The organism is Azospirillum formosense, assembly GCF_040500525.1.
Lineage (GTDB): Bacteria > Pseudomonadota > Alphaproteobacteria > Azospirillales > Azospirillaceae > Azospirillum > Azospirillum formosense_A.
Genome location: NZ_CP159405.1, coordinates 161,079 through 185,961 on the forward strand (window position 1 = coordinate 161,079; position 24,883 = coordinate 185,961).

At 69.2% G+C, this 24,883-nt stretch carries 21 protein-coding genes and 1 tRNA gene; 16 read left to right on the forward strand and 6 right to left on the reverse strand.

Features of this window, described 5'->3' with window-relative positions; all coding sequences use genetic code 11:
• Nucleotides 1-164 precede the first annotated feature (164 nt).
• The 5 genes from ABVN73_RS25050 (at nt 165) to ABVN73_RS25070 (ending at nt 8,214) form a co-directional block, all read left to right on the forward strand.
• Nucleotides 165-854 (forward strand): GntR family transcriptional regulator, encoded by a 690-nt coding sequence (locus ABVN73_RS25050; RefSeq protein WP_014200112.1) that lies wholly within the window; start codon nt 165-167, stop codon nt 852-854.
• Nucleotides 855-895: 41 nt separating this feature from the next.
• The gene (oxc, locus tag ABVN73_RS25055) at nt 896-2,653 is read left to right on the forward strand and encodes an oxalyl-CoA decarboxylase (RefSeq protein ID WP_353861793.1); all 1,758 of its coding nucleotides are present in this window, start codon (nt 896-898) and stop codon (nt 2,651-2,653) included.
• A 120-nt stretch (nt 2,654-2,773) separates the two neighbouring features.
• Nucleotides 2,774-4,504, forward strand: coding sequence for an NADH-ubiquinone oxidoreductase-F iron-sulfur binding region domain-containing protein (locus tag ABVN73_RS25060; RefSeq protein ID WP_353861794.1), 1,731 nt, complete (start codon nt 2,774-2,776; stop codon nt 4,502-4,504).
• A gap of 1 nt (nt 4,505) precedes the next feature.
• The gene (fdhF, locus tag ABVN73_RS25065; RefSeq protein WP_353861795.1) at nt 4,506-7,259 is read left to right on the forward strand and encodes a formate dehydrogenase subunit alpha; all 2,754 of its coding nucleotides are present in this window, start codon (nt 4,506-4,508) and stop codon (nt 7,257-7,259) included.
• Between the two features lie 109 nt (nt 7,260-7,368).
• The gene (locus ABVN73_RS25070; protein WP_353861796.1) at nt 7,369-8,214 is read left to right on the forward strand and encodes an IclR family transcriptional regulator; all 846 of its coding nucleotides are present in this window, start codon (nt 7,369-7,371) and stop codon (nt 8,212-8,214) included.
• Between the two features lie 443 nt (nt 8,215-8,657).
• On the opposite strand, the gene soxR is transcribed toward ABVN73_RS25070, so the two are convergent.
• A complete protein-coding gene (gene soxR, locus ABVN73_RS25075; protein WP_353861797.1) occupies nt 8,658-9,119 on the reverse strand; it encodes a redox-sensitive transcriptional activator SoxR in 462 nt (153 codons plus the stop codon).
• A gap of 97 nt (nt 9,120-9,216) precedes the next feature.
• Between soxR and ABVN73_RS25080 the strand changes: the two genes are divergently transcribed.
• Entirely contained in the window at nt 9,217-9,477 is a 261-nt protein-coding gene (locus ABVN73_RS25080; protein ID WP_145629578.1) for a hypothetical protein, read from the forward strand.
• A 277-nt stretch (nt 9,478-9,754) separates the two neighbouring features.
• Here ABVN73_RS25080 and frc read toward each other — a convergent pair whose 3' ends face one another.
• Both frc and ABVN73_RS25090 read right to left on the reverse strand, forming a co-directional pair.
• Nucleotides 9,755-11,005 carry a formyl-CoA transferase gene (gene frc, locus ABVN73_RS25085; RefSeq protein ID WP_353861798.1) on the reverse strand — a complete coding sequence of 417 codons (1,251 nt, stop codon included), beginning with the start codon at nt 11,003-11,005 and terminating at the stop codon, nt 9,755-9,757.
• A gap of 83 nt (nt 11,006-11,088) precedes the next feature.
• Nucleotides 11,089-11,517: a PAS domain S-box protein gene (locus ABVN73_RS25090; RefSeq protein ID WP_353861799.1), complete on the reverse strand. Its 429-nt coding sequence runs from the start codon at nt 11,515-11,517 to the stop codon at nt 11,089-11,091.
• A 445-nt stretch (nt 11,518-11,962) separates the two neighbouring features.
• Between ABVN73_RS25090 and ABVN73_RS25095 the strand changes: the two genes are divergently transcribed.
• A tRNA-Ser gene (locus ABVN73_RS25095) sits at nt 11,963-12,052 on the forward strand.
• A 288-nt stretch (nt 12,053-12,340) separates the two neighbouring features.
• The gene (locus tag ABVN73_RS25100) at nt 12,341-13,549 is read left to right on the forward strand and encodes an MFS transporter (RefSeq protein WP_353861800.1); all 1,209 of its coding nucleotides are present in this window, start codon (nt 12,341-12,343) and stop codon (nt 13,547-13,549) included.
• Between the two features lies 1 nt (nt 13,550).
• On the opposite strand, the gene ABVN73_RS25105 is transcribed toward ABVN73_RS25100, so the two are convergent.
• The 3 genes from ABVN73_RS25105 to ABVN73_RS25115 form a co-directional block, all read right to left on the reverse strand.
• Nucleotides 13,551-14,501 carry a flagellar motor protein MotB gene (locus ABVN73_RS25105; RefSeq protein ID WP_353861801.1) on the reverse strand — a complete coding sequence of 317 codons (951 nt, stop codon included), beginning with the start codon at nt 14,499-14,501 and terminating at the stop codon, nt 13,551-13,553.
• A 9-nt stretch (nt 14,502-14,510) separates the two neighbouring features.
• On the reverse strand, nt 14,511-15,398 hold the full coding sequence (motA, locus tag ABVN73_RS25110) for a flagellar motor stator protein MotA (protein WP_353861802.1): 888 nt from the start codon (nt 15,396-15,398) through the stop codon (nt 14,511-14,513).
• Nucleotides 15,399-15,468: 70 nt separating this feature from the next.
• Nucleotides 15,469-17,892, reverse strand: a complete 2,424-nt coding sequence (locus ABVN73_RS25115) for a hypothetical protein (RefSeq protein ID WP_353861803.1) — start codon at nt 17,890-17,892, stop codon at nt 15,469-15,471.
• Between the two features lie 143 nt (nt 17,893-18,035).
• On the opposite strand from ABVN73_RS25115, the gene flgF reads away from it, so the two are divergent.
• From flgF to napA, 8 genes are all read left to right on the forward strand, one after another.
• The gene (gene flgF / locus ABVN73_RS25120; RefSeq protein WP_040138288.1) at nt 18,036-18,764 is read left to right on the forward strand and encodes a flagellar basal-body rod protein FlgF; all 729 of its coding nucleotides are present in this window, start codon (nt 18,036-18,038) and stop codon (nt 18,762-18,764) included.
• 18 nt (nt 18,765-18,782) lie between these two features.
• A complete protein-coding gene (gene flgG / locus ABVN73_RS25125; RefSeq protein WP_014200150.1) occupies nt 18,783-19,568 on the forward strand; it encodes a flagellar basal-body rod protein FlgG in 786 nt (261 codons plus the stop codon).
• Between the two features lie 5 nt (nt 19,569-19,573).
• Nucleotides 19,574-20,305 (forward strand): flagellar basal body P-ring formation chaperone FlgA, encoded by a 732-nt coding sequence (gene flgA / locus ABVN73_RS25130; protein ID WP_353861804.1) that lies wholly within the window; start codon nt 19,574-19,576, stop codon nt 20,303-20,305.
• Nucleotides 20,306-20,372: 67 nt separating this feature from the next.
• Nucleotides 20,373-21,119, forward strand: coding sequence for a flagellar basal body L-ring protein FlgH (gene flgH / locus ABVN73_RS25135; protein ID WP_353861805.1), 747 nt, complete (start codon nt 20,373-20,375; stop codon nt 21,117-21,119).
• Nucleotides 21,120-21,138: 19 nt separating this feature from the next.
• Nucleotides 21,139-21,633: a hypothetical protein gene (locus ABVN73_RS25140; RefSeq protein ID WP_353861806.1), complete on the forward strand. Its 495-nt coding sequence runs from the start codon at nt 21,139-21,141 to the stop codon at nt 21,631-21,633.
• 213 nt (nt 21,634-21,846) lie between these two features.
• The gene (locus tag ABVN73_RS25145) at nt 21,847-22,023 is read left to right on the forward strand and encodes a periplasmic nitrate reductase, NapE protein (protein ID WP_094305783.1); all 177 of its coding nucleotides are present in this window, start codon (nt 21,847-21,849) and stop codon (nt 22,021-22,023) included.
• Between the two features lie 7 nt (nt 22,024-22,030).
• Nucleotides 22,031-22,324, forward strand: coding sequence for a chaperone NapD (locus ABVN73_RS25150; RefSeq protein WP_188262092.1), 294 nt, complete (start codon nt 22,031-22,033; stop codon nt 22,322-22,324).
• 44 nt (nt 22,325-22,368) lie between these two features.
• Entirely contained in the window at nt 22,369-24,879 is a 2,511-nt protein-coding gene (napA, locus tag ABVN73_RS25155) for a nitrate reductase catalytic subunit NapA (RefSeq protein WP_353861807.1), read from the forward strand.
• The last annotated feature ends 4 nt before the right edge of the window (nt 24,880-24,883 follow it).

Consider the following 24,883-nt stretch of genomic DNA (forward strand, 5'->3'; position numbering starts at 1 on the left):
TTCGCTGAGCGAACATAATCGCTTGCGGGCTAGTGGTATCTGGTATACCGTATCACCAATCCAAGCCGCTTCCCTTCTCCGGGGCAACGAAACCGCGGCCCAAACCCCTTCAGCCGGGGGCCCTCCCACGCGAGGGGAAAGAAGAGTCAGGGACGGGAACAGCCATGCAGACGATGAGTTTCTCGGTCGCACCCCTCGATCAGGGGATGAGCTTCAAGGCCAAGGCCTACCAGGCGTTGCGCCAGGCCATCACCCAGATGGACATCTACGGCGGGCCGAGCGAGATCCGCCTCGACGAGCGCCAGCTCTGCGAGGCGCTGGGCGTCAGCCGCACCCCGGTGCGCGAGGCGATGGCGCTGCTGGAGCAGGAGGGCTTCATCCGCTCCATGCCCCGGCGCGGCATCTTCGTGGTGCGCAAGACCAAGGCGGAGATCATCGAGATGATCACCGTCTGCGCGGCTCTGGAGGGCATGGCCGCCCGCCTCTTCGTCGAGCGCGCCGACGAGCGCGGCATGGCCGACCTGCACGAGACCTTCGACCGCTTCGCCGAAGGCGAGCTGGCCGATCACGTGCTGGAGTATTCCGACGCCAACGTCGCCTTCCACCAGTCGATCATCCAGGCCTCGGGCTGCACGCTCATCGCCGACCTGACCGACCGCTTCTTCATCCACATGCGGGCCATCCGCCGCGTCACCATGCGCCGCGGCGGCCGGGCCGAGACGTCCATCGTCGAGCACCGCGACATCATCGACGCCCTGACCCGGCGCGACGCCGACCTGGCCGAGCGGCGGGTGCGCGAGCACACGCTGGGGCTGGCCCGCCATGTCGAACAGCACTGCGATTTTCTCGATTGACCGATCGTGATCCGAATAAGAGTCGGGGAGGAGTAACCCTTATGTCAGCCGTCACAGTCCTCAACAACCAAGCCACGGCCGCCACCGATGCGGAACCGGCGCTGACGGATGGTTTCCAGCTCGTCATCGATGCCCTCAAGCTCAACGGCATCGAGAACCTCTACGTCGTGCCGGGCATCCCGATTTCCGACCTGCTGCGCATGGCCCAGGGCGAGGGGCTGCGGGTCATCTCCTTCCGCCACGAGCAGAACGCCGGCAACGCCGCGGCGATCGCCGGCTTTCTGACCAAGAAGCCGGGCGTGTGCATGACCGTCTCGGCGCCGGGCTTCCTCAACGGCCTGACCGCGCTGGCCAACGCCACCACCAACTGCTTCCCGATGATCCTGATCTCCGGTTCCTCGGAGCGCGAGATCGTCGACCTCCAGCAGGGCGACTACGAGGAGATGGACCAGCTGGCCATCGCCAAGCCGCTGTGCAAGGCGGCCTTCCGCGTGCTGCACGCCCAGGACATCGGCATCGCGGTGGCCCGGGCCATCCGCGCCGCGGTGTCGGGCCGTCCGGGCGGCGTCTACCTCGACCTGCCGGCCAAGCTGTTCTCGCAGGTGATGGACGCCGCCGAGGGTGCCCGCTCGCTGGTCAAGGTGGTCGACGCCGCGCCGGCGCAGCTGCCCTCGCCGGACTCGGTGGCGCGCGCGCTGGAGGTGCTGAAGGGCGCCAAGCGGCCGCTGATCATCCTCGGCAAGGGGGCGGCCTACGCCCAGGCCGACGAGGCGGTGCGCGAGCTGGTCGAGAAGAGCGGCATCCCGTTCCTGCCGATGAGCATGGCCAAGGGTCTGCTGCCCGACACCCACCCGCAGTCGGCGGGCGCGGCGCGCTCGATGGTTCTGAAGGACGCCGACGTGGTGGTGCTGGTGGGGGCGCGGCTGAACTGGCTGCTGTCGCACGGCAAGGGCAAGACGTGGGGCGAGCCGGGGTCGAAGACCTTCATCCAGATCGACATCGAGCCGCGCGAGATGGACAGCAACGTGGCGATCGTGGCGCCACTGGTCGGCGACATCGGGTCGTGCGTGTCGGCGCTGACGGCGGGCATGGCCAAGGGCTGGACGCCGCCGGCGGCGGAATGGACCGGGGCGGTTGCGGCGCGCAAGGAGGCGAACATCGCCAAGATGGCGCCCAAGCTGATGAGCAACGCCTCGCCGATGAACTTCCACGGCGCGCTGGGCGCTCTGCGCCGGGTGGTGCAGGAGCGGCCGGACGCGCTGCTGGTGAACGAGGGGGCCAACACGCTGGACTTGGCGCGCGGGATCATCGACATGCACCAGCCGCGCAAGCGCCTGGACGTCGGGACCTGGGGCGTGATGGGCATCGGGATGGGCTTCGCGGTGGCGGCGGCTGTGGAGTCGGGCAAGCCGGTGCTGGCGGTGGAGGGCGACAGCGCCTTCGGCTTCTCGGGCATGGAGGTGGAGACGATCTGCCGCTACAACCTGCCGGTGTGCATCGTGGTGTTCAACAACAACGGCATCTACAAGGGGACGGACGTGAACCCGACGGGCGGGTCGGACCCGTCGCCGATGGTCTTCGTGCCGGACTCGCGCTACGACAAGATGATGGAGGCCTTCGGCGGCGCTGGCGTCAACGTGACGACGCCGGACGAGCTGTACCGGGCGGTCAGCGCGGCGATGGACAGCGGCCGGCCGACGCTGATCAACGCGGTGATCGACCCCAACGCCGGGTCGGAGAGCGGCAACATCGGCAGCCTCAACCCCACCAGCGCCGTCCGCAAGGGGCCCAAGCAGTAACGCCTTCCTATATCTAAAAAATAAAGCCCCCCGGGCAAAACCGGGGGGCGGTTCCAGAACGACTGCACGACATCCCAACGTTACGAAGAATCAAGCCTGAGACGAGAGGGGAGGGCGGACATGGACACGGCCATCGTCGCCAAAGACGACACAAAAAGGCGCGCCATCCATCCCGGTTCGGGGCGCCGGAACACCCGGCCCCAGCCGAAGGGCCGGCAGGTCGATCCGGCGGCACTGGCGGAGGTGCAGGGGCTTCTCGGTGACCGGTCCCGGCAGCGGGATCTGTTGATCGAGCATCTGCACCTGTTGCAGGACACCTATCACGGGCTGCACGCCCGCCATCTCGCGGCGCTCGCCCACGAGATGCGGCTGGCCCTGGTGGAGGTGTACGAGGTGGCGTCCTTCTACGCCCACTTCGACATCGTGATGGACGGCGAGGAAGCCCCTCCGCCCGTGACCGTCCGGGTCTGCGACAGCCTGTCCTGCTGCATGGCCGGCGGCGAAAAGCTGCTCGACGAGTTGAAGGCCGCCGACATGGGTCCGGGCGTCCGGGTGGTGCGCGCGCCCTGCATGGGCGCCTGCCACAACGCCCCGGCGGTGGCCATCGGCCACGCCCTGCACGAGAACGCCACGGTCGAGAGCGTGGTGACCGCCGTGAAGAACGGCGAGACGCACCCGCAGCTCCCCACCTACATCAGCCTGGAGCAGTACAAGGCGGAGGGCGGCTACCGCCTGCTGGCCGAGTGCCTCGCCGGCAACGTCCCGGTGGACGACATCCTCGGCAAGCTGGAGGGCGCCAACCTGCGCGGCCTCGGCGGCGCCGGCTTCCCGACCGGCCGCAAGTGGCGCTTCGTCCGCCACGAGCCCGGCCCCCGCCTGATGGCGGTGAACGGGGACGAGGGCGAGCCGGGCACCTTCAAGGACCGCTTCTACCTCGAGAACGATCCGCACCGCTTCCTGGAAGGGATGCTGATCGGCGCCTGGGTGGTCGAGGCGACCGACGTCTACATCTACCTGCGCGACGAGTACCCGCACATCCGCGAGCTGCTGGAGCATGAGATCGCCGCTGTGGAGAAGGCGGGCCTCGCCGGGCACACCCGCATCCATCTGCGGCGCGGCGCCGGGGCCTACATCTGCGGCGAGGAGTCCGCGATGCTGGAGAGCATCGAGGGCAAGCGCGGCCTGCCGCGGCACAAGCCGCCCTTCCCGTCGGTGGTCGGCCTGTTCGGCCGCCCGACCCTCATCAACAACGTCGAGACGTTGTTCTGGATCAGGGACATCCTTGAGAAGGGCGCCGACTGGTGGGGCGGCCACGGGCGCAACGGCCGCAAGGGCCTGCGCAGCTACTCCGTCTCCGGTCACGTCAAGGACCCGGGCGTGAAGCTGGCCCCCGCTGGCCTCACCATCCGCGAGCTGATCGACGAGTATTGCGGCGGCATGGCCGACGGCCACACGCTCAAGGGCTATCTGCCCGGCGGCGCGTCGGGCGGCATCCTGCCCGCCAGCATGGACGACATCCCGCTGGACTTCGGCACGCTGGAGCAGCACGGCTGCTTCATCGGCTCCGCCGCGGTGGTCGTGCTGTCGGACAAGGACGACATGCGCAAGGTCGTGCGCAACCTGCTGGACTTCTTCGAGGACGAGAGCTGCGGCCAGTGCACGCCCTGCCGCGTCGGAACGGAGAAGGCGGTGGCGCTCATCAAGCAGCCGGTGTGGGACGAGCCGCTTCTGACGGAACTCGCACGGCTGATGGGCACGGCGTCGATCTGCGGCCTGGGTCAGGCCGCGATGAACCCACTCAAGAGTGCGCTGAAGCACTTCCGCGACGATCTGCGCGGGGAGGTCCAGTGATATGAGCGACCGCATCCTGTTCCACCTCGACGACGAACTCGTCGAAGCCCACCCCGGCGAGACCATCTGGCAGGTCGCCAACCGCCTGGGCACCGAGATCCCGCATCTCTGCTACGCCGACGAGCCGGGCTACCGCGCGGACGGCAACTGCCGGGCCTGCATGGTCGAGATCGACGGCGAGCGCGCCATGTCGGCCTCCTGCGTGCGCCACCCGACCCCGGGCATGCGCGTCCGCTCGGCCAGCGAGAACGCCAAGTTCGCCCGCAAGATGGTCATCGAGATGCTGGTCGCCGACCAGCCGAAGCGGGAGGAGGCCCACGACCCGGACAGCAAGTTCTGGCGCTGGGCCGACCGTCTGGAGGTCTCGGACAGCCGCTTTCCCAGCCGGGAGTGCGCGCCGAAGCCCGACTTCAGCCACCCGGCCATGGCGGTGCAGCTCGACGCCTGCATCCAGTGCAACCTGTGCGTCCGCGCCTGCCGCGAGGTCCAGGTCAACGACGTGATCGGCATGGCGCTGCGCGGCCACAAGGAGACGATCGTCTTCGACTTCGCCGACCCGATGGGTGACAGCACCTGCGTCGCCTGCGGCGAGTGCGTCCAGGCCTGCCCGACCGGCGCGCTGATGCCGAAGACCCAGGTGGACCTGAACAGCGGCGTCTTCGCCGCCGCCCCGGACCGCCAGGTGGACAGCGTCTGCCCGTATTGCGGCGTCGGCTGCCAGCTGACCTACAACATCAAGGACGAGAAGCTGCTGTCGGTGACGGGCCGCGACGGTCCCGCCAACAAGAACCGGCTGTGCGTCAAGGGCCGCTTCGGCTTCGATTACATCCACCACCCGCACCGCCTGACCAAGCCGCTGATCCGCAAAGAGGGCGTGTCCAAGCACGACGTGGACATCGACCCGCTCAACCCGCTGACCCACTTCCGCGAGGCGAGCTGGGAGGAGGCCCTGGAGGTCGCCACCGCCGGCCTGCGCAAGATCCGCGACGAGCGGGGCGGCTCGGCGCTCGCCGGCTTCGGTTCGGCCAAGGGCTCCAACGAGGAGGCCTATCTGTTCCAGAAGCTGGTGCGCGTCGGCTTCGGCACCAACAACGTCGACCATTGCACCCGCCTGTGCCACGCCTCCTCGGTGGCGGCGCTCATCGAGGGCATCGGGTCGGGCGCGGTGACCGCTCCCTTCATGGCGGCCAAGGACGCCGAGGTGATCGTCGTCATCGGCTCCAACCCGACGGAGAACCACCCGGTCGCCGCGACCTTCTTCAAGAACGCGGCCAAGCGCGGCGCCAAGCTGGTCATCATGGACCCGCGCGGCCAGGTGCTGAAGCGCCACGCCAGCCACATGCTGCAGTTCAAGCCGGGCCGCGACGTGCCGATGCTGAACGCCATGCTGAACGTCATCATCAGCGAGGGGCTGTACGACGCTCAGTATGTGGCCGAGCACACCCAGGACTTCGAGGAGCTGCGCGCCCACATCGCCAGCTTCACCCCGGAGGCCATGGAGCCGGTCTGCGGCATCCCGGCGGAGCAGCTCCGCGAGGTCGCCCGCCTCTACGCCACCTCCAAGGGCTCGATCATCTTCTGGGGCATGGGCGTGTCGCAGCACACCCACGGCACCGACAACGTGCGCTGCCTGATCGCCCTGTCGCTGGTCACCGGCCAGATCGGGCGCCCCGGCACCGGCCTGCACCCGCTGCGCGGCCAGAACAACGTCCAGGGCGCCTCCGACGCCGGCCTGATCCCGATGATGTTCCCGGACTACCGTCCGGTGGACGATCCCGAGGTGCACGCCTTCTACGAGGATTTCTGGGACACCAAGCTCGACTCCAAGCGCGGCCTGACCGTCGTGGAGATCATGGACGCGATCCACGCCGGCTCGCTGAACGGCATGTACGTGATGGGCGAGAACCCGGCCATGTCCGACCCGGACGTGGAGCACGCCCGCGACGCGCTCGCCAAGCTCGACCATCTGGTGGTGCAGGACCTGTTCCTGACCGAGACGGCCAAATACGCCGACGTGGTTCTGCCCGCCTCGGCCTGGCCGGAGAAGACCGGCACGGTGACCAACACCAACCGCCAGGTCCAGCTCGGCCGCCAGGCCCTGCCGCCGCCGGGCGAGGCCCGGCAGGATCTGTGGATCGTCAACGCCATGGCCCGCGGCCTGGGTCTGGACTGGAACTACGAGCATCCGCGCGACGTGTTCCGGGAGATGAAGGGGGCGATGCCGTCGCTCGACAACATCACCTGGGAGCGGCTGGAGCGCGAGCGCTCGGTGACCTACCCCAGCCTGTCCGCGGACGATCCGGGCCAGGAGATCGTGTTCGGCGACGGCTTCCCCACGGCCACCGGCCGCGGGCGTCTGGTCCCCGCCGACGTGATCCCGCCGGCCGAGGAGCCGGACGCCGAGTTCCCGATGGTCCTGACCACCGGGCGCCAGCTCGAGCATTGGCACACCGGGTCGATGACCCGGCGCGCCCAGGTCCTCGACGATCTGGAGCCGGAGGCGGTGGCCTACATGAGCCCGGCGGACCTGCGGCGGATGGGCGCCAAGGGCGGCGACCGCATGAAGGTCACCACCCGGCGCGGCACCATCGAGCTGAAGGCGCGGTCGGACTACAACGTCCCGTCCGGGCTGGTGTTCGTGCCCTTCTGCTACGCCGAGGCGGCGGCCAACGTGCTGACCAACCCGAAGCTGGACCCCTTCGGGAAGATCCCGGAGTTCAAGTTCGCCGCGGCCCGGATCGAGCCGGCGGCATAGCCAACCGGCGGCCCCCGCTCCCCGCGAGGTGAGAACCGGGGGCCGCCACACCCGAGGACGACAACGGCGCGATGCAACAGCGCCGGACGATTTCGAGAGGGATGGGACGATGAAGACGCAAGCGCTGATGATGGCACCCCCGGCCCCGCGGGCCGAAGGCCGCGCGGAAACCGTGGACCGTGCGGCGAAGGGCAATCTCGTTCAGTCGCTGTCGCGGGCGCTGAGCATCATGACCATCCTCGGCCAGTCGGACAGCCCGATGAGCCTGACGGCGGTGGCCGAGGCGGCGCATCTCTCGCCCTCCACGGCGCACCGTCTGCTGACCACCCTGCAGGAGGAGCGCTACGTGCGCTTCGACCAGGGCAAGCGCGGCTGGGCGGTCGGGGTGCAGGCCTACATGACCGGCACCGGGTTCCTGAAGACGCGCAGCCTGCTCGACGTCGCCCGCCCGCGCATGCGCCGGCTGATGGAGGAGACCAGCGAGGTCGTCAATCTGGCCGTCGAGGAGAACGGCGAGGCCATCTATCTGCACCGCGTCGGCGGTCCGCGCGTCGCCCAGGCGGCGCTGCCCGTCACCGACCGCACGTTGCTGCATTGTTCCGCCGTGGGCAAGGCGCTGCTCGCCGGCATGCCCGACACGCGGGTGCAGAGCATCGTGACCCAGCGCGGCATGCGCCAGTTCACCCGGACCACCGTGTCGTCGATCCCGGCGCTGCACCGGGAGCTGGTCCTGACGCGCGACCGCGGCTATGCCGTGGACCAGGAGGAGCGGGTCAGCGGCCTGCACTGCGTCGCCGCGGCGATCTACGACGAGCAGGCCCGCGTCATCGGCGCCCTGTCGCTGTCCAGCACCAACCGGCGCCTGGACGATGCCCGCGTCGTGGCCTTCGGCGAGATGGTCAAGCGCACCGCCGCGGCGGTGACCGCCGAGATCGGCGGGCGCTTTCCCACCTGATCCCTGGGCCTGATGTGTGGGCCTGATCCCCTGGCCCAACCCCTACGGAATTCGAATTCGCGCCGGCCGGGAGGCGCGATCCGCCCCGATCCGCAAATCCCTCGGATTGGGTCGAGGCGGCTGTTACCCCGGTTTTCCTTCCTGTCACGTAGTGCTGCCCTGAAGAAACTGACCGCGCCCGCAACGGCGCGGTCTTTTTTTTGCCAAAAACTTTGTTTCCGCAATGTGGAAACCAGAGATTCCCTTGTTGCGTCGTGATGAAGACTCAGGCATCATTCTTCTTACACAGGGTTCATCACCCTTTGTATCGGGCGGGTTGTTGCTCCGCATTTTATGCGAGCCTCTCGGATACTGGCCGTGCTGGAAACAGCACGGCCTTTTTGTTACCGAGAGGGCGCCGGGTCGGAGGGGCTATGCTGCGGTGCGGCAAAACAGCGCGCAGGTCACCGCGGATCGAGCAGACGCGGTCCGGAGCCGTCCTCCGACAACTCGTCCCAGGGGTTGCGCAGCGGGCATTCGCCGAGCGACAGGCAGCCGCAGCCGATGCAGTCCTCCAGCCCGTCGCGCAGCCTGGTGAGCACGGCGATGCGCTCGTCCAGGTCCGCTTTCCAGGCCGCGGACAAGCGTTTCCAGTCCTCTGCGGTGGGCGTGCGGCCGTCCGGCAGGGTCTTCAGCGCCTGCGCGATGGTGGCCAGCGGAACGCCCAGGCGCTGGGCGACCTTGATGACGGCGATGCGCCGGAGCACGTCGCGGGGGAAGCGGCGCTGGTTGCCGCTGCTCCGCCAGCTCGCGATCAGCCCCTTTGATTCGTAGAAGTGGATGGTGGACACTGCCACACCGGAGCGTTCCGCGACCTCGCCCACGGAAAGGTCCTTGTCGATGTCGGCGGGATCGAGAATCGCCATCGCCGGGCCTCCCCTGGGGTTCGGAACCTCCTGACCTCAAGTGAAGTTGAGGTCATATCGAGAGAGAGTCAACAGCGCGCCGCATCGAGGGTAGCCGATGATTTCACCAACCTCCGTCGATTGGACTTCGCTCAACACCCTGCGCGCCACGCCGGGGCCGGAGGTGACGGCTCTGCCGGCCTCGTTCCTGTCGATCACCAAGGCCGCGAATTTGAAGCCGGCCATCGTCCGCCCGGTGCTGGACGGGCTGCTGCGCCAAGGCTTCGTGCGCGAGTACGAGACCCAGTACGGCAAGGCCTACGCCCGCACGCCGGAGGGCAACCAGCGCATCCGCGAAGTGCGGGAGTGGCTGCGGTAAGTCTCCCCGTTCCCTTGCAGAGAGGCCGGCCCGAAGGGACGGTATGGGCCGCGACGGCGGCCCCGCAGGCTGATGCCCGAGAAGGCAAGCGGCCGGATGGCCGCGCCGGCCGTGGGCGAACGCACATCCTGGTGTCGCCTTGGACGGGCGGATCGCCTTCGGCGCCTCCTCGTCCCAGCCTTTCCCTCCGAAGGGCGGAAGAGGGCACAAAGAAAGGACGGCGCCCCTTTCGGAGCGCCGTCTTCGCGAGGTGTGCCGTTAGACTGTCGGGAAGCGATCAGACAACCTTGTTGGCGTGCATCTCGGCGATCTGCTCCTTGCTGTAGCCGAGGCTGGCCAGGATCTCGTCCGAATGCTCGCCGAGCAGCGGCGACCCGGTGACCTCGACCGACATGTCGGAGAACTTGATCGGGCTGCCGACCGTCAGGTACTTGCCGCGCTTCTTGTGGTCGACCTCGACGATCGTGCCGCTCTTGCGGAGCGACGGGCAATCGGCGATTTCCTTCATGGTCAGCACCGGCGCGCAGGGAATGTCGAACTTGCGCAGGATGTCGACCGCCTCGTACTTGGTCTTGTCGGCCAGCCAGCCCTCGATGAAGGCGAAGATGTCGAAGATCTTGTCCTGGCGGGCTTCCGCGGTGTTGTAGGCCGGATCGTCGATCCACTCCGGCTTGCCGAGAGCCTTACAGATCGGCGCCCAGGCGTGGCCCTGGATGGTGAAGTAGATGTAAGCGTTCGGATCGGTCTCCGCGCCCTTGCACTTCAGGACCCAGCCCGGCTGGCCGCCACCGCCGGCGTTGCCGCCGCGCGGAACCACGTCGGAGAACTCGCCGTGCGGGTACTGCGGGTACTCCTCCAGGTAGCCGACGCGGTCGAGGCGCTGCTGGTCGCGCAGCTTGACGCGGCAGAGGTTGATGACCGAGTCCTGCATCGACACGGCGACCTTCTGGCCCTTGCCGGTCTTCGAACGGCCCATGAGGGCGGTCAGGATGCCGATGGCGAGGTGCATGCCGGTGTTGCTGTCGCCCAGAGCGGCGGCGCTGACGGTCGGCGGGCCGTCCCAGAAGCCGGTGGTCGACGCGGCACCGCCGGCGCACTGGGCGACGTTCTCGTAGACCTTCAGGTCCTCGTAATGGTGGCCGTCGCTGAAGCCCTTCACCGAGGCGACGATCATGCCCGGGTTCAGCTCGTTGATGCGCTCCCAGGTGAAGCCCATGCGGTCGAGGGCGCCCGGAGCGAAGTTCTCCACGAGGACGTCGGATTCCTTGATCAGCTTCTCAAGGACTTCCTTGCCAGCCTGAGTCTTGGTGTCCAGCGTCAGCGAGCGCTTGTTGCTGTTCAGCATCGTGAAGTAGAGCGCGTCGGCGTCGGGAATGTCACGGAGCTGGTTGCGGGTGACGTCACCGGAACCCGGCCGCTCCACCTTGATGACGTCCGCGCCGTACCAGGCGAGGAGCTGCGTGCAGGCGGGGCCGGCCTGAACGTGGGTGAAGTCGATGATCTTGATCCCTTCGAGCGGCTTGCTCATGGCTCGTTTACTCCCTCTCACTTATTGCGATGCCGTTGTTGAGCACTGGACAACACGGACAAACTGGCGGGATGGGTTGCGGGTTACTGGCTTGCGGATTCCAATTCCGACAGGCGGCGGCGGAGCTTGCGCTCCTCGGCCCAGCGGCTGCTCTCGTCGCGGATGATGGCGACGATTCCGGTCACCGTGCCGTCCGGCACGGTCAGCAGTGCGACCGTGAAGGCGATGGACAGGGCGTGCCCGTCCTTGTGCAGGGCCGGGACGCGCAGCACCTCGCTGCCGTAGCGCGTCTGGCCCGTGCGCATGGTGTTGGCATAGCCGTCCCAATGGCGCTGGCGCTGGCGTTCCGGGATGATGATGTCGAGCGACTGCCCCAGCGCTTCGCCCTCCGCGAAGCCGAACATGCGTTCGGCCGCCGGATTCCACAGAGTAATGGCGCCTTGCGCGTCAGACACGACGATCGCGTCCCCGGCGGCCATGACTAGCTGTGCGAAATCGACTGTTGCGCTCATGAAGCACTCGCTCCGATACCGGACCCGAAACCTTCCGGCACCGTCGTGTCTTCTTCAAAACACGCCCGCACCGTTGGTTTTGCACTCCGTTTCCGAAGTGCGATGGGATGTGAGATACCGTATACCAGATGCGAAATGCCTGGCAAGCTCTTTTGTGCGTTGGGCGAACTAATCGCGCTTCGGACCTTTCCGGCGAACGCCGGAGATCGGTATCCCGGCCCGCGGGAACGCGTCAGCCCGTGACGGGTCCTGCCGTCCGGCATCGTGGGACCATGACCCCCATGGCGGCGATCAAAAGCGAGTTGACCGGAGAACCGCGCCGGGGCATCTTCGCGCCGTCCGTTGAACCCCAACGCCTGAAAGCGCTTGGGGGCCGGTGGCGAGTTTGGGGAACAATCGGCCCCGAGCCCACACAGCGCAGCGGAAAGCGCTGAACGCGCTGATCGGATGGGTGGCCGAGTGGTTTAAGGCTCCAGTCTTGAAAACTGGCGTGGGGGCAACCCCACCGTGGGTTCGAATCCCACCCCATCCGCCATGTCAGCTCAGGTTTCCTGAGGTCGGTCCGTTCGCACGCCTGTCCCTCGCGCCGTTGCTGCGATGGCAGCCATCAAATCAATCCGAAGCGCGGCGCGAAGCCCGTAAATGTGCCCAAGCCAACGCGGCCTGTTGCATTTCTCCGCGGGACCGATACCCTGTGCGCATCGCCAGCCACGCTGGCCGTAAGCGTTCAACGTCAACCAACGCACTCAACGATCCTCGCTGATCGGAGTGCGTTCGCGTTGCCGAACCACGGCCATCGGCGGGGACCAGTGTGGAGAACACCATGGGTCCCCAAGCGAGACTGGCGGCGGCGCGTGATCCGGCGCAAGGCCGCCTGATCGTCCTCACCGCCGTTCTGTTCGTCTCCTACCTCTGTGTCGCCCTGTCCCTTCCCGTGGTGCCGCTGTTCGTTGCCAGGGGCCTGGGGATGGACAATGTCTGGGCCGGGCTGGGCGTGGGAAGTGCGTTCCTCGCCACCATCCTCAGCCGCGGTGTCGCCGGCACCGTCTCCGACCGCCAAGGTGCCAAGCGCGCGGTCGGTCGGGGGCTGGCCTTCTATGTGGTCGGCGGGTTGGTCTCGATGGCCGCCGGCTTCCTATCGTTTTCGCCATGGGCGGCCTTTTCCGTGCTGGTGGCGGGCCGCCTGCTCATCGGCGTCGGCGAAAGCCTCGTTGGGGTCGGGGTGATCGCCTGGGGAATCGGCATCGTCGGGCCGCAGCGCTCGGGCCGCGCGCTGGCGCTGATCGGGGCGGCGCTCTACGGCGCTTTCGCGGCGGGCGGACCGCTGGGGCTGGCCCTGTTCGACCGCTTCGGCTTTTCCGGCGTCATGGCGGTCAGCGCGCTGCTGCCCGCTGTCGGGCTTCTGGCGATCCGGCGCATGGAGGGCATCCCGACCCATCCCGACGCCGACCGCCCGCCCTTCCGCCGCGTGCTGGGGCGGATCTGGCGGCAGGGCGCCATCGTCAGCCTCCAGGGCATCGGCTTCGCCGCCATCGGCGCCTTCTTCCCGCTGCACTTCGTCCACGAGGGCTGGCCCCACGCCGGGCTCGGCCTGACCGCTTTCGGCCTCGGCTTCGTGCTCGTCCGCTTCGCGCTGGGCCATCTGCCGGACCGCTTCGGCGGCCTGCGCGTGGCGATGGGGTCGCTGGCGGTGGAGGCGGTCGGGCAGGCGCTGCTGGGGAGCGCGGGCGACCCCGTCACGGCGCTGGCCGGCGCCTTCCTGACCGGGCTCGGCTGCTCGCTGATCTTTCCCGCCATGGGCCGGGAGGTCGTCCATCTCGTGGAGCCGCAACTCCGCGGCACCGCGCTCGGCGCCTTCGCGGCGTTCCAGGACGTCGCCTACGGCCTGACCGGACCGCTGGCCGGGCTGCTCGCCGACCGGGTGGGCTACGGCGGCGTCTTCCTGCTGGGAAGCGCCGCCGCCGCGCTGGGCGTCCTGACCACCATCCAGCTCCTCCGCGCGCGGCCGGTGGCGACGACCAGCCCGACCTGAGCTATTCCCCCGCCGCGGCCTTCAGGAGGGTGATGCTGATCCGCCGGTTCTGCGGGGCCAGCGGGTTGGCGGCGTCGAGATGGTCGAGGTCGGCGCGCCCCTCGACCCGGACGATCCGGCGGGCCGGCACGCCGGCGGCGATCAGCTCGCGGCGGGCGGCGTTGGCGCGGTCGCTGGACAGTTCCCAGTTGCCGTACTTCGCCCCGTCCGCATAGCCCAGCGCGTCGGTGTGGCCGGTGATGCTGAGGCGGTTGGGCGACGACGCGACGGCGCCGGCGACCAGCCGCATCAGCCGGCGCCCCTGCTCGTTCATCTGGGCGGAGCCGACGTTGTACATCGACACCTTCGCCTGATCGGTGAGCTGCACGCGCAGGCCGACGGACGTCTGCTCGATGACGACGCTGCCGGCGAGCGCCCCCAGCTCCGGCATCGTCTCCAGCGCCGTGCGCAGGTCGCGCTCGGCCTTCTCCAACCCCTGCTGCTCGCTCAGCGCCGCGGTCTGGCGGTCGAGCAGGGCCTCCAGCTCCGCCCGCGCGTCGCGGTCCGTCTGGCTCCGGCCGCCCGGCGGGTTGGGCATGGGGTCCTTGCGCCCGGCGGGCTCGCGGTCGCTCTCGCCCAGCGAGGCGACCACCGGCGGAGCGGCGACCGGCACGCTGTGCTCCCCCGGCGCGTTGGGCGTGGACAACGCCCCCGTCTTGTCCACCGCCCGCCCGGCGAGCATGCCGTCGGCGCCCGAATTGGACTGCGACAGGGCAACCGGGTTGAAGTAGTCGGCGATGCCCTTGCGCTGCTCCACCGTGGTGATGTTCATCAGCCACATGATCAGGAAGAAGGTCATCATCGCCGTCACGAAGTCGGCGTAGGCCAGCTTCCAGGCGCTGTTGTGCTCCTCCTCCTCCTCGCCGTAGCGGCGCTTGATGATGATCGTCGGCTCGATGCGCTTGCGGGCCATGGCGGGGCCTCAGGCGGGCTGGCTCGCCTCGCGGGCCTTCGCCTGCGAGGAGAGGGTGGTGGCGACCTCGACCTCGGCGAGGCTCGGCTGCGTGTCGGCGAACAGCACCTTGCGGGCGAACTCCGCGCAGACCTGCGGGGGGCTGCCGCGCAGATAGGCGCCCAGCCCCGCGCGCACGCAGATGAACAGGGTCAGCTCCGCCTCGCGGCGATGGCGGGCGGCGGCGGCGATCGGACCGACCAGACCGTAGGACAGCAGCACGCCCAGGAAGGTGCCGGTCAGCGCCCCGCCGATCATGTGGCCCAGCACCTCCGGCGGCTCGCTGATCGCGCTCATGGCGTTGATGACGCCCAGCACGGCGGCGACGATCCCCAGCGCCGGCAGCGCGTCGGCCAGATTCTGCAGCGCCTTCGGCACCTGGTTCAGCTCGCGCCCGATGGTCTCAATCTCCTCGTTCATCAGGGCCTCCAGGTCGTGCGGGTTGTCCTGTCCCAGCGCGATCAGGCGCATGTAGTCGCACAGGAAGGTGACGCAGCGCGGCTGGCGGAAGACCGAGGGGTACTGGGCGAAGATCGGGCTGTCGTCCGGCTTGTCGATGTCGCTCTCGATGTTCGACACGCCCTTGGACTTGGCCTGCCGCAGCAGGGCGTAGAGCAGCGAGATCAGGTCCAGATACTCGTCCTTGCTGGTGTGACGGCCGCGAGCCACCGCGCCGATGGTGCGCATGGTGGCGCGCAGCACCGCCATGGAGTTGGCGATGACGTAGCCGCCGATGCCGGCGCCGACGATGATGACGATCTCCACGGGCTGCCACAGCACGCCCATCCGCCCGCCCATGGCGGCGAAGCCGCCGAGCACGCTCAGGAAGACCGCGACGATTCCGAACAGCAAACGCATGATGTGTGTCCTCCGGCTCGGCCGAAAAGAGGGATCGGGCTCAGGGAGCCGTCGTGTGGGGCGGGGGCCGTCAGGGTGCTTTCCACCGGCGCAGCACGCCGGCCAGAGCGTCGGCGGCGGCGAGCTGGCCGCCGACGGTGGCGCTGGACAGCGGCTTGCCCGCCGGGTCGGGCGGGACGGCCAGGGCGTCGAGCAGACCGGCCCAGCGGGTCCCGGCCAGCGCCTTGCCGTGGCGCTCCGCGGTGGCGGTGACCGCCGCGTCGTCGCCCGCCCGGAAGGCGGCCAGCGCGTGGAAGGCGACGTCGTCCGGCAGGGGCGCGCCGGGTCCGTCCAGCAGCTCGGCGTAGGCGGCGCGGGCCGCCGGCCATTCGCCGGCCCGGAACAGGCTGTCCGCCCGGATGCGCGCCGCCTCGGGGCCGGTCAGGCCGCGCAGCGCGTCGAAGGCGCGCATGGCCTCGCCCTCCGCCGCGAAGGCCTCGGCGCGCAGAAGAGCGCGGCGCCTGGCGGTCTCAGGGGCGGTCGCCTGGGCGTCCGCCGCCGGCCCGGCGGTGTGGTCGAGCACGGCCAGCGCCTCCGTGCCGCGCCCGGCGTCGAGCAGCACGCGGGCCAGCTCCAGCCCGATGTCCGCGCGTTGGGCGCCGCGCGCGGTCTCGGCGAGGCCGTGGAGCAGGCGCGCGGCCTCCAGCGTGAAGCCGCCGCGGGCCAGCAGCCGGGCGAGCCGGCGCTGCTGCGTGCCGGTGTCGTCGTCGGTCAGCATGACCGTACGTCCGTAGCGCACCTGCAGGGACAGCGCGTCGAGCGCGCTGCCCGGGGTCGTCTCCAGATGGCCGATCACCGCGTCGAGAAGCCCGCGCCCGGTGGTCAGCGCCGCCCGCCCGCGCGCCGTCGCGCCGAAGCGGCGGCCGAGCAGGCCGAAGATGTCGAGCGCCGCGTCGATCCGCCCGGCGCGGGTGTAGGCGGCCCCCAGGGCGGCCAGCGCGTCCGTCTCGACGTCGCCGCCGCGCCAGGCGTAGCGCAGGCTTTCCAGCTCCGCGATGGCGCCCGGATCGTCCAGTGCGCCGCTGGCCAGCCGCAGCTCGATGGAGCGCACTTGCGCCCGGTGGCCGTAGAGGTTGGGCAGGGCGGCGGCGCGCTTGTAGTGGGCCAGCGCCTCCGCGGTCTCGTTGTGCAACTCCGCCAAGCGGCCGCGGAAGAAGTCCAGCCGCCCGTCGGTGGAGCCGATGCCGTCCAGCGTGATCATCTCCAGCACGATCAGGTTCAGCGACGGGCCGTCCGCCGCCTCGCCCGCCGATTCGGCGAGCAGGGTGAGCAGGCGTCCGCGCAGGTCGGCGGGGTAGGACAGCAACCGCTTCAGCGCGATGGGCAGGCTCGACTTGGCGGCGGTCCAGCGGCTGGGGGCCAGGGTGGCGCTGCGCCAGACATGGTGGTCGGCGGCGGCGGGGCTGGGCTGGGCGCGGACGAACTGGCTGTCGTCGGGATCGGCGGTGCCGTCCAGCGCGCGGAAGGCGTCGCGCAGCAGGCGCAGCTCGTAGCGCTGGTCCGGCCCCGGCGTCAGGCTCTCCGCGGCGTCCAACGCGGCGCGGCCCTCCTCCGGCAGGGCGCGGGCCAGCGTGAAGCGGGCCATGGCGAGCAGCGCGTCCACCCGCGCGCGGCCCTGGCTCTCGGCGATGCGCTGCTCCAGATGCTGCTTGCGCGCGGGGTAGTCGTCGCCGGCCCAGGCGTCCAGGTCGAAGGCGCGGATCGGCGGGGCGGCCTGGACGGCCGGGGCAGGGGCCGGAGGCAGGGGTGACGGCGGCACGGCGGCCACCGTCTTGGCGGGCTCCGACTTCGGCGGGGCAGGCGGCGGGGCAGGGGGCGGGGCCTTGGCAACTGGTTGCGGCGCGGCCGGCGGCGGTCCCTGCACCACGGGCGGCGGCTGTACGACCGGCTGGGCCTGGGCGCTGGCGACCGGACTCAGCCGCTCGGCAAGGCTGACCGGCGCTGCCGGTGCGGGCGCCGGTTCGGGAGCCGGCGGCGGCGCGATCATCGGAAAGACCGACGCGCCGGGCGCCTCGGCCAGCAGGGTGGTGTCGGCCGGCGCCGAAGCGGGAGCGCCGGGCTTGCGCGCCGGGCGGGGAGGGTCGGTGACGTCGATGAAGGTGATCCGCCGCTCGCGGCGCACGGTGACGCGGGCGCCGCAGGGCCAGTCCATGGTCAGGCTGCGCCCGCCCTCCGCCGTCTGGAAGCCGGTCAGCCGCCGCGAATAGGTACCGTTCAGCGCCTCCAGCGGCCAGGGGACCGCCTGCGGAAAGGCGACGCGTCCGCCGCAGCTCCCGACATCCACCGCCGGGGCGCCTTGCGCGTTGACCAGCGCCAGACGCGAGAAGTCGGCGTGGTCGCCCGTCTGCACGGTGATCGGTGCTGACGCCTCCTCCGCCGTGGCGGGAGGTGCCGTCAGGGCGGTGGTGACCGACAGAAGGGCCAGGGAGATGGACAGGGTCCGGCAGGGATGCATCGCGACTGCCCCAAATTTTATCTAAATCGGAATCAAATCCCCCAAGACACCGTTCAGTTCCCGTCGCGGCGCCTCAGGTTGAAACCCGGCTTTAAACTGCATCACCTAGGTTAAGGCGGCGTTCAAACCGAAGGTGTCCGGCGATGGAGAATCCCCTTTACATTGGATTGTCGCGGCAAGTGGCGTTGCGTCGGCAGCTCGATGTCGTGGCGAACAACATCGCCAACATGAACACTGCGGGATTCCGCGGTGAACGCATGCTGTTCGAAGCGGCGATGGAGCGCGGCGGCATGAAGCCGTCCGACAAGATCGCCTTCACCATCGACCGCGCCACCTACACCGACTTCACCGCCGGCAGCCTGAAGCCGACCGACAACCCCTACGACGTGGCGCTGGACGGCGACGGCTGGCTCCAGGTGCAGACGCCGGACGGCCCGCGCTACACCCGCGACGGGCGGATGCGCCGCGACGTGGACGGGCAGCTCGTGAACGCCGGCGGCTTCCCCTATCTGGACGACAACCAGCAGCCCATCGTCATCCCGGCCGACCGCAGCCGGATGGAGATCGGCACCGACGGGCTGGTCTCCGCCGACAATGAGATGATCGCCCGGCTGCGCGTCGTCCGCTTCGAGAGCCCGCAGGCGTTGGCCCAGACCGGGGACGTGCTGTTCGACGCCGTGGACGCCCAGCCGCTGCCGGCCCCCGACACGCGGATCGTCCAGGGCAAGGTGGAGCAATCCAACGTCCAGTCCATCGCCGAGATGTCGCGGATGATGGAGCTGACGCGCGACTACCAGTCGGTCACCCGCATGATGGACGACGGGCAGGACCTGCTGCGCTCCGCCATCAACCGCCTCGGCAAATCCGCTTAAAACCAGGAGATTGCGTCCATGCGCGTGCTCAGCATCGCTTCGACCGGCATGATGGCCCAGCAGTTGAACGTCGAGGTCATCTCCAACAACATCGCCAACATCAACACCACCGCCTTCAAGCGCGGGCGCGCCGAGTTCCAGGACCTGATGTACCAGTCGGAACGGCGCCAGGGCAGCCAGTCCACCGACGCCGGCACCATCATCCCGACCGGCATCGAGGTCGGGCTCGGCGTGCGTCCGGGGGCGGTCAACCGCATCAACACGACCGGCAACCTGACCTCCACCGGGAACGAGCTGGACCTCGCCATCGAGGGGCGCGGCTACTTCAACATCCGCATGCCGGCGGGCGAGACCGCCTACACCCGCGCCGGCGGCTTCAAGCTGTCGCCGGAGGGGACCATCGTGACCAGCGACGGCCACCCGGTGCTGCCGGAGGTCACCGTGCCGCAGGGCACGCGGGAAATCGCCGTGAACAGTTCCGGCGAGGTGCAGGCCTTTGTCGACGGGCAGACCCGCCCGCGCGTGCTGGGCCAGCTGGTGATGACCGTGTTCGTCAACGAATCCGGGCTGGAGGCGATGGGCGACAACCTCTTCCGCGCCACCCCCGCCTCGGGCGAGCCGCAGGACGGCACCGGCGGGCAGGCGGGCTTCGGCACCATCCGGCAGAAGTATCTGGAATCCTCCAACGTCAACGTCGTCCAGGAGATCACCGAACTCATCTCCGCCCAGCGCGCCTACGAGATGAATGCGAAGGTGGTCGAGGCCGGCGACCAGATGGCCTCCACGCTGTCGAACATGCGGTGACCGCCATGCGGCGTACCGTTCGTCATCTGGCCGGAGTCGCGGTCGCGCTGCATCTGCTCGGCGCGCCCGCCCAGGCGGCGTACCTGTCCGGCGGCGAGGGGGCGGTGGAGGCGCTGCTGGCGCAGGAGCTGGCGGCCTCCCTCGGCCCGGCGGTGCCGCCGGACGCGCGGGTCTCGGTGGTGCTGACGGTGCCCTTCTCCGGCCCGGTGGAGGCGGTGCGCGACCTGTCCTACGACCCGCGCGGCGGTCTGGTCCGCGCGCTGGTGAGCAGCGACGGGCGCGTCCTGGAGATCAAGGCCAAGGCCGACATCATGGTCGAGGTGCCGGTGCCGACGCGCCGCATCCTGCCCGGCGAGGTGATCGCCGACAGCGACCTGACCACCATCCCGATGCCGCTGGAGCGGCTGAACGGCGCCGTCGTCACCTCCCGCGACGCCCTGGCCGGGCTGGCCAGCCGCCGCCAGCTCTCGGCCGGGCGACTGATCCAGACCTCCGCGGTCGGCGCCCCGCTGGTGGTCCAGCGCAACAAGCCGGTCAGCCTCGTCTACGAGGACGGGCCGCTGCAGCTGATGGCGCGCGGCCGCGCCCTGCAGGACGGCGGGGTGGGGGAGCTGGTCCGCGTGATGAACGTCGCCAGCAACATCGTCGTCACCGGCACCATCACCGGCCCGCAGACCGTCACCGTCAGCGGTCCTCCGGACGCCATGCCGCCCAACGCGGCTTCCGCGAAATTCTGAGTCCAGTCACCCGGGTCCAGTCACCCGGGTCCAGTCTCCCGAGTCCAAATCAAGGACATCAACCGCCATGCGCACGCTTCCGCCCCGCCGCGTCCTGCTTCCCTTCCTCGCCCTGACGGTGGCGCTCGCCGGCTGCGGGCGGCTGGCCGACGTGGGACAGGCGCCGCGCCTGTCGGAGATCTCGAACCCCGCCATGGCGCCGGAGGCGCGCGTCATCTCCATGCCGATGCCGCGCCCCAACACCAACGAGCAGGTGCCGAGTTCGCTGTGGCGTACCGGGTCCCGCGACTTCTTCCGCGATCCGCGGGCCAAACAGGTGGGCGACCTGCTGACCGTCATCATCAACATCGCCGATCAGGCGCAGCTGCAGAACCAGACGCAGCGCCAGCGCTCCAGCGCCGAATCGGCGGGCGTGCCGAACTTCTTCGGGCTGGAGTCGCGGCTGCCCGCCGTGCTGCCCGACGCGGTGAACCCGTCCAGCCTCGTCGACATGGACAGCTCCTCCTCCTCCTCCGGCACCGGGACGATCCAGCGCAACGAGCGCATCGCCATGCGCGCCGCGGCCGTGGTGACCGAGGTGCTGCCCAACGGCAACTTCGTGATCGCCGGCCGGCAGGAGGTGCGGGTGAACTACGAGCTGCGCGAGATGCGAATCGCCGGGGTCATCCGGCCCGAGGACATCACGAACGTGAACACCATCGACTACGACAAGATCGCCGAGGCGCGGATCACCTACGGCGGGCGCGGCCAGATCACCGACGTCCAGCAGCCGCGCTACGGCCAGCAGGTCTTCGACATCATCATGCCCTTCTGAGCCGCGGGGAGACGCGACCATGGCGGACCGTCCCGGACCCAGCCGATATTCGGTCTTCGTGCTCTGCGCCGCGCTGGCGGCGGCGGTCGGCTACGGCCTCGGGCGCCTGCAGCTGACGCTCGGCGCCGAGGAGAAGGCCGTGGAGCAGACGGCCGGCGCCGGGCCGGAACTGCCCACCGACGGCCCGGGCCCCTTCTATGTTGAGGTCGGGCAATTGATGGTCCCGGTGCTGGTGGAGGGCCGCACCAACGCCTTCATCCTGACCCAGATCACCCTCCAGACCGGCAGCACCGATCAGGCCAACCTGCTGCGCCGCCATCTGCCCCACGCGCGCAACGCCCTGCTGCAGGCCCTGTTCGGCATGGCGGGGGCGGGCGCCTTCGACGGTCCGTCGGTCGATCCCGCCGCCGTCGCCAAATCCCTGAAGCAGGCCGCCGTCGAACAGCTCGGCCCCGATCTCGTGCGCGGCGTGCTGATCGACCGCCTGATGCGCCAGGAGAACACCCGGCTGTAGCCCACCCAATCCCGGTTCGTTGCCGCAAAACCCCTCCCCCCGCGCCCGGCGGGGGAGGGTTTTGCGTTGACGTGCGGCAAAACGTCCGGAACGACGAAGGTACCGGTACTTAGGGACTGAGTCGGTGCCGGCACTTGACCTCGGTCAAGCCACTCATGATGCGAAAGGATGAAGCTCCGCGGCGATACCGTTCGATCAATCCATGGGATCGCCATGAACGCGCCGCCCGCCCGCACCGCCGACACCGCCGCTCCGACCCGCCGCTTCGAGGGGCTGGTCTTCTTCGCTCTCTCCATCCTGATCTGGCCGTTCCTGGCGATCGGGCTGGTCGGGGCCTACGGATTCTCCGTCTGGATGTACCAGATCCTGTCCCACTCCGGCGGGATGTGAGGCGGCCATGCCCGAACTGCACATTTCCAGCCTTGTCATCCAGCACGCGCCGGACCGCACCGCCGCCCTGAAGGAGGTCGTCCGCGGGCTCGCCGGCGCCGACTGGCACGCGTCGGAGAACGGCAAGGCCATCGTCACGCTGGAAACCGCGACGGAAGCCGAGGTCCTGGACCGCATCGCCGACATCAACGCCATGGCGGGCGTCCACACCACCACGCTGGTCTATCACCACTACGAGGACGCCGAGCGCTGCGCGGAGCCGATGCCCGCCGACACCGCCCTCGTCCCCCACGCCCATTGACGTCCGTCCAAGAAAAGACGACCCGCCCCAGGAGGCACCCCCCTATGTCCCTGACCCGCCGTGATTATCTGAAGGTCCAAGCCGCCGTGACCGCGGCGGCGGCGGCCGGTGTGAGCCTGCCGTCCGTCATCCAGCCCGCCGAGGCCGGCACCCTGACGGCCGGCGCCGACGCCAAGCTCACCTGGTCGAAGGCCCCCTGCCGCTTCTGCGGCACCGGCTGCGGCGTCATGGTCGGCGTGAAGGAGGGGCGCATCGTCGCCACCCACGGCGACGTGAAGGCCGAGGTCAACCGCGGCCTGAACTGCGTGAAGGGCTATTTCCTGTCCAAGATCATGTACGGCGAGGACCGGCTGACCCAGCCGCTGCTGCGCATGAAGGACGGGCAGTTCCACAAGGAAGGCGAATTCACCCCGATCACCTGGGACCAGGCCTTCGACATCATGGCCACCAAGTGGAAGGAGACCCTGAAGAAGAAGGGTCCGACCGCGGTGGGCATGTTCGGCTCCGGCCAGTGGACGATCATGGAAGGCTACGCCGCCTCCAAGTTCATGAAAGCGGGCCTGCGCTCCAACAACCTCGACCCCAACGCCCGCCACTGCATGGCGTCGGCGGTGGTCGGCTTCATGCGCACCTTCGGCATGGACGAGCCGATGGGCTGCTACGACGACATGGAGCAGGCCGACGCCTTCGTGCTGTGGGGCTCCAACATGGCGGAGATGCACCCCATCCTGTGGACCCGCGTCACCGACCGCCGGCTGACCCATGAGGGCTGCAAGGTCGCCGTCCTGTCCACCTACGAGCACCGCAGCTTCGACCTCGCCGACATCGGTCTGGTCTTCACGCCGCAGTCCGATCTGGCGATCCTCAACTACATCGCCAACCACATCATCAAGACGGGCCGGGTGAACCAGGAGTTCATCGCCAAGCACGTCAACTTCAAGCGCGGCCGCGACGACATCGGCTACGGCCTGCGGCCCGAGCATCCGTTGGAGCAGAAGGCGAAGAACGTCGCCAAGGCCAACGAGTCCGACCCGATCTCCTTCGAGGAGTTCGCGAAGTTCGTCGAGCCCTACACGCTGGAGAAGGCGCACGAGCTGTCGGGCGTGCCGAAGAACCGGCTGGAGGCGCTGGCCGAGCTGTACGCCGACCCGAAGGTGAAGGTCATGTCCTTCTGGACCATGGGCTTCAACCAGCACACCCGCGGCGTCTGGGCCAACAACCTCGTCTACAACATCCATCTGCTGACCGGGAAGATCAGCCAGCCGGGCTGCGGTCCCTTCTCGCTGACCGGCCAGCCCTCGGCCTGCGGCACGGCGCGCGAGGTCGGCACCTTCTCGCACCGCCTGCCCGCCGACATGGTGGTCACCAACCCGGAGCACCGCAAGCACGCCGAGGAGATCTGGAAGCTGCCGGAAGGCACGATCCCGGACAAGGTCGGCTACCACGCCGTCCAGCAGGACCGCATGCTGAAGGACGGCAAGCTCAACGCCTACTGGGTCCAGTGCAACAACAACATGCAGACGGCGCCGAACACGGCGAACGAGACCTACCTGGGCTACCGCAACCCGGAAAACTTCATCGTCGTGTCGGACGCCTACCCGACGGTGACGGCGCTCGCCGCCGATCTGATCCTGCCGACCGCCATGTGGGTGGAGAAGGAAGGCGGCTACGGCAACGCCGAACGCCGCACCCAGGTCTGGCACCAGCTCGTCGGCGCCCCCGGCGAGGCGCGCTCCGACCTCTGGCAGGTCGTCGAGTTCTCCAAGCGCTTCAAGATCGAGGAGGTGTGGCCGGAGGAGCTGATCGCCAAGAAGCCCGAGGTGCGCGGCAAGACCCTGTACGACGTGCTGTTCTGCAACGGTCAGGTCAACGCCTTCCCGCTGAGCGACTGCGATCCCGCCTATGAGAACCGCGAGTCGCAGGCCTTCGGCTTCTATCTCCAGAAGGGCCTGTTCGAGGAATACGCCACCTTCGGGCGCGGCCATGGCCACGACCTTGCCCCGTACGACATGTACCACCAGGAGCGCGGGCTGCGCTGGCCGGTGGTGAACGGCAAGGAGACGAAGTGGCGCTACCGCGAGGGCTTCGACCCCTACGTTCCGGCGGGCGAGGGCGTGCGCTTCTACGGCAACAAGGACGGCAAGGCCAACATCTTCGCGCTGCCCTATGAGCCGGCGGCGGAATCGCCGGACAAGGATTACCCGTTCTGGCTCTGCACCGGCCGCGTGGTCGAGCATTGGCACTCCGGCTCCATGACGCTGCGCGTCCCGGAGCTGCGCAAGGCCTTCCCCAACGCCGTCGTCTTCATCCATCCCGACGACGCCAAGGACCTCAACCTGCGGCGCGGGCAGGAGGTGCGCATCGCCTCCCGCCGCGGCGAGGTGCGGGTGCGGGTCGAGACGCGGGGGCGCAACAAGCCGCCGCGGGGCCTCGTCTTCGTGCCCTTCTTCGACCACACGGTGCTCATCAACAAGGTGACGCTGGACGCCACCGACCCGCTGAGCAAGCAGACCGACTTCAAGAAATGCGCGGTCAAGATCATTCCTGTCGCGTGAGGAG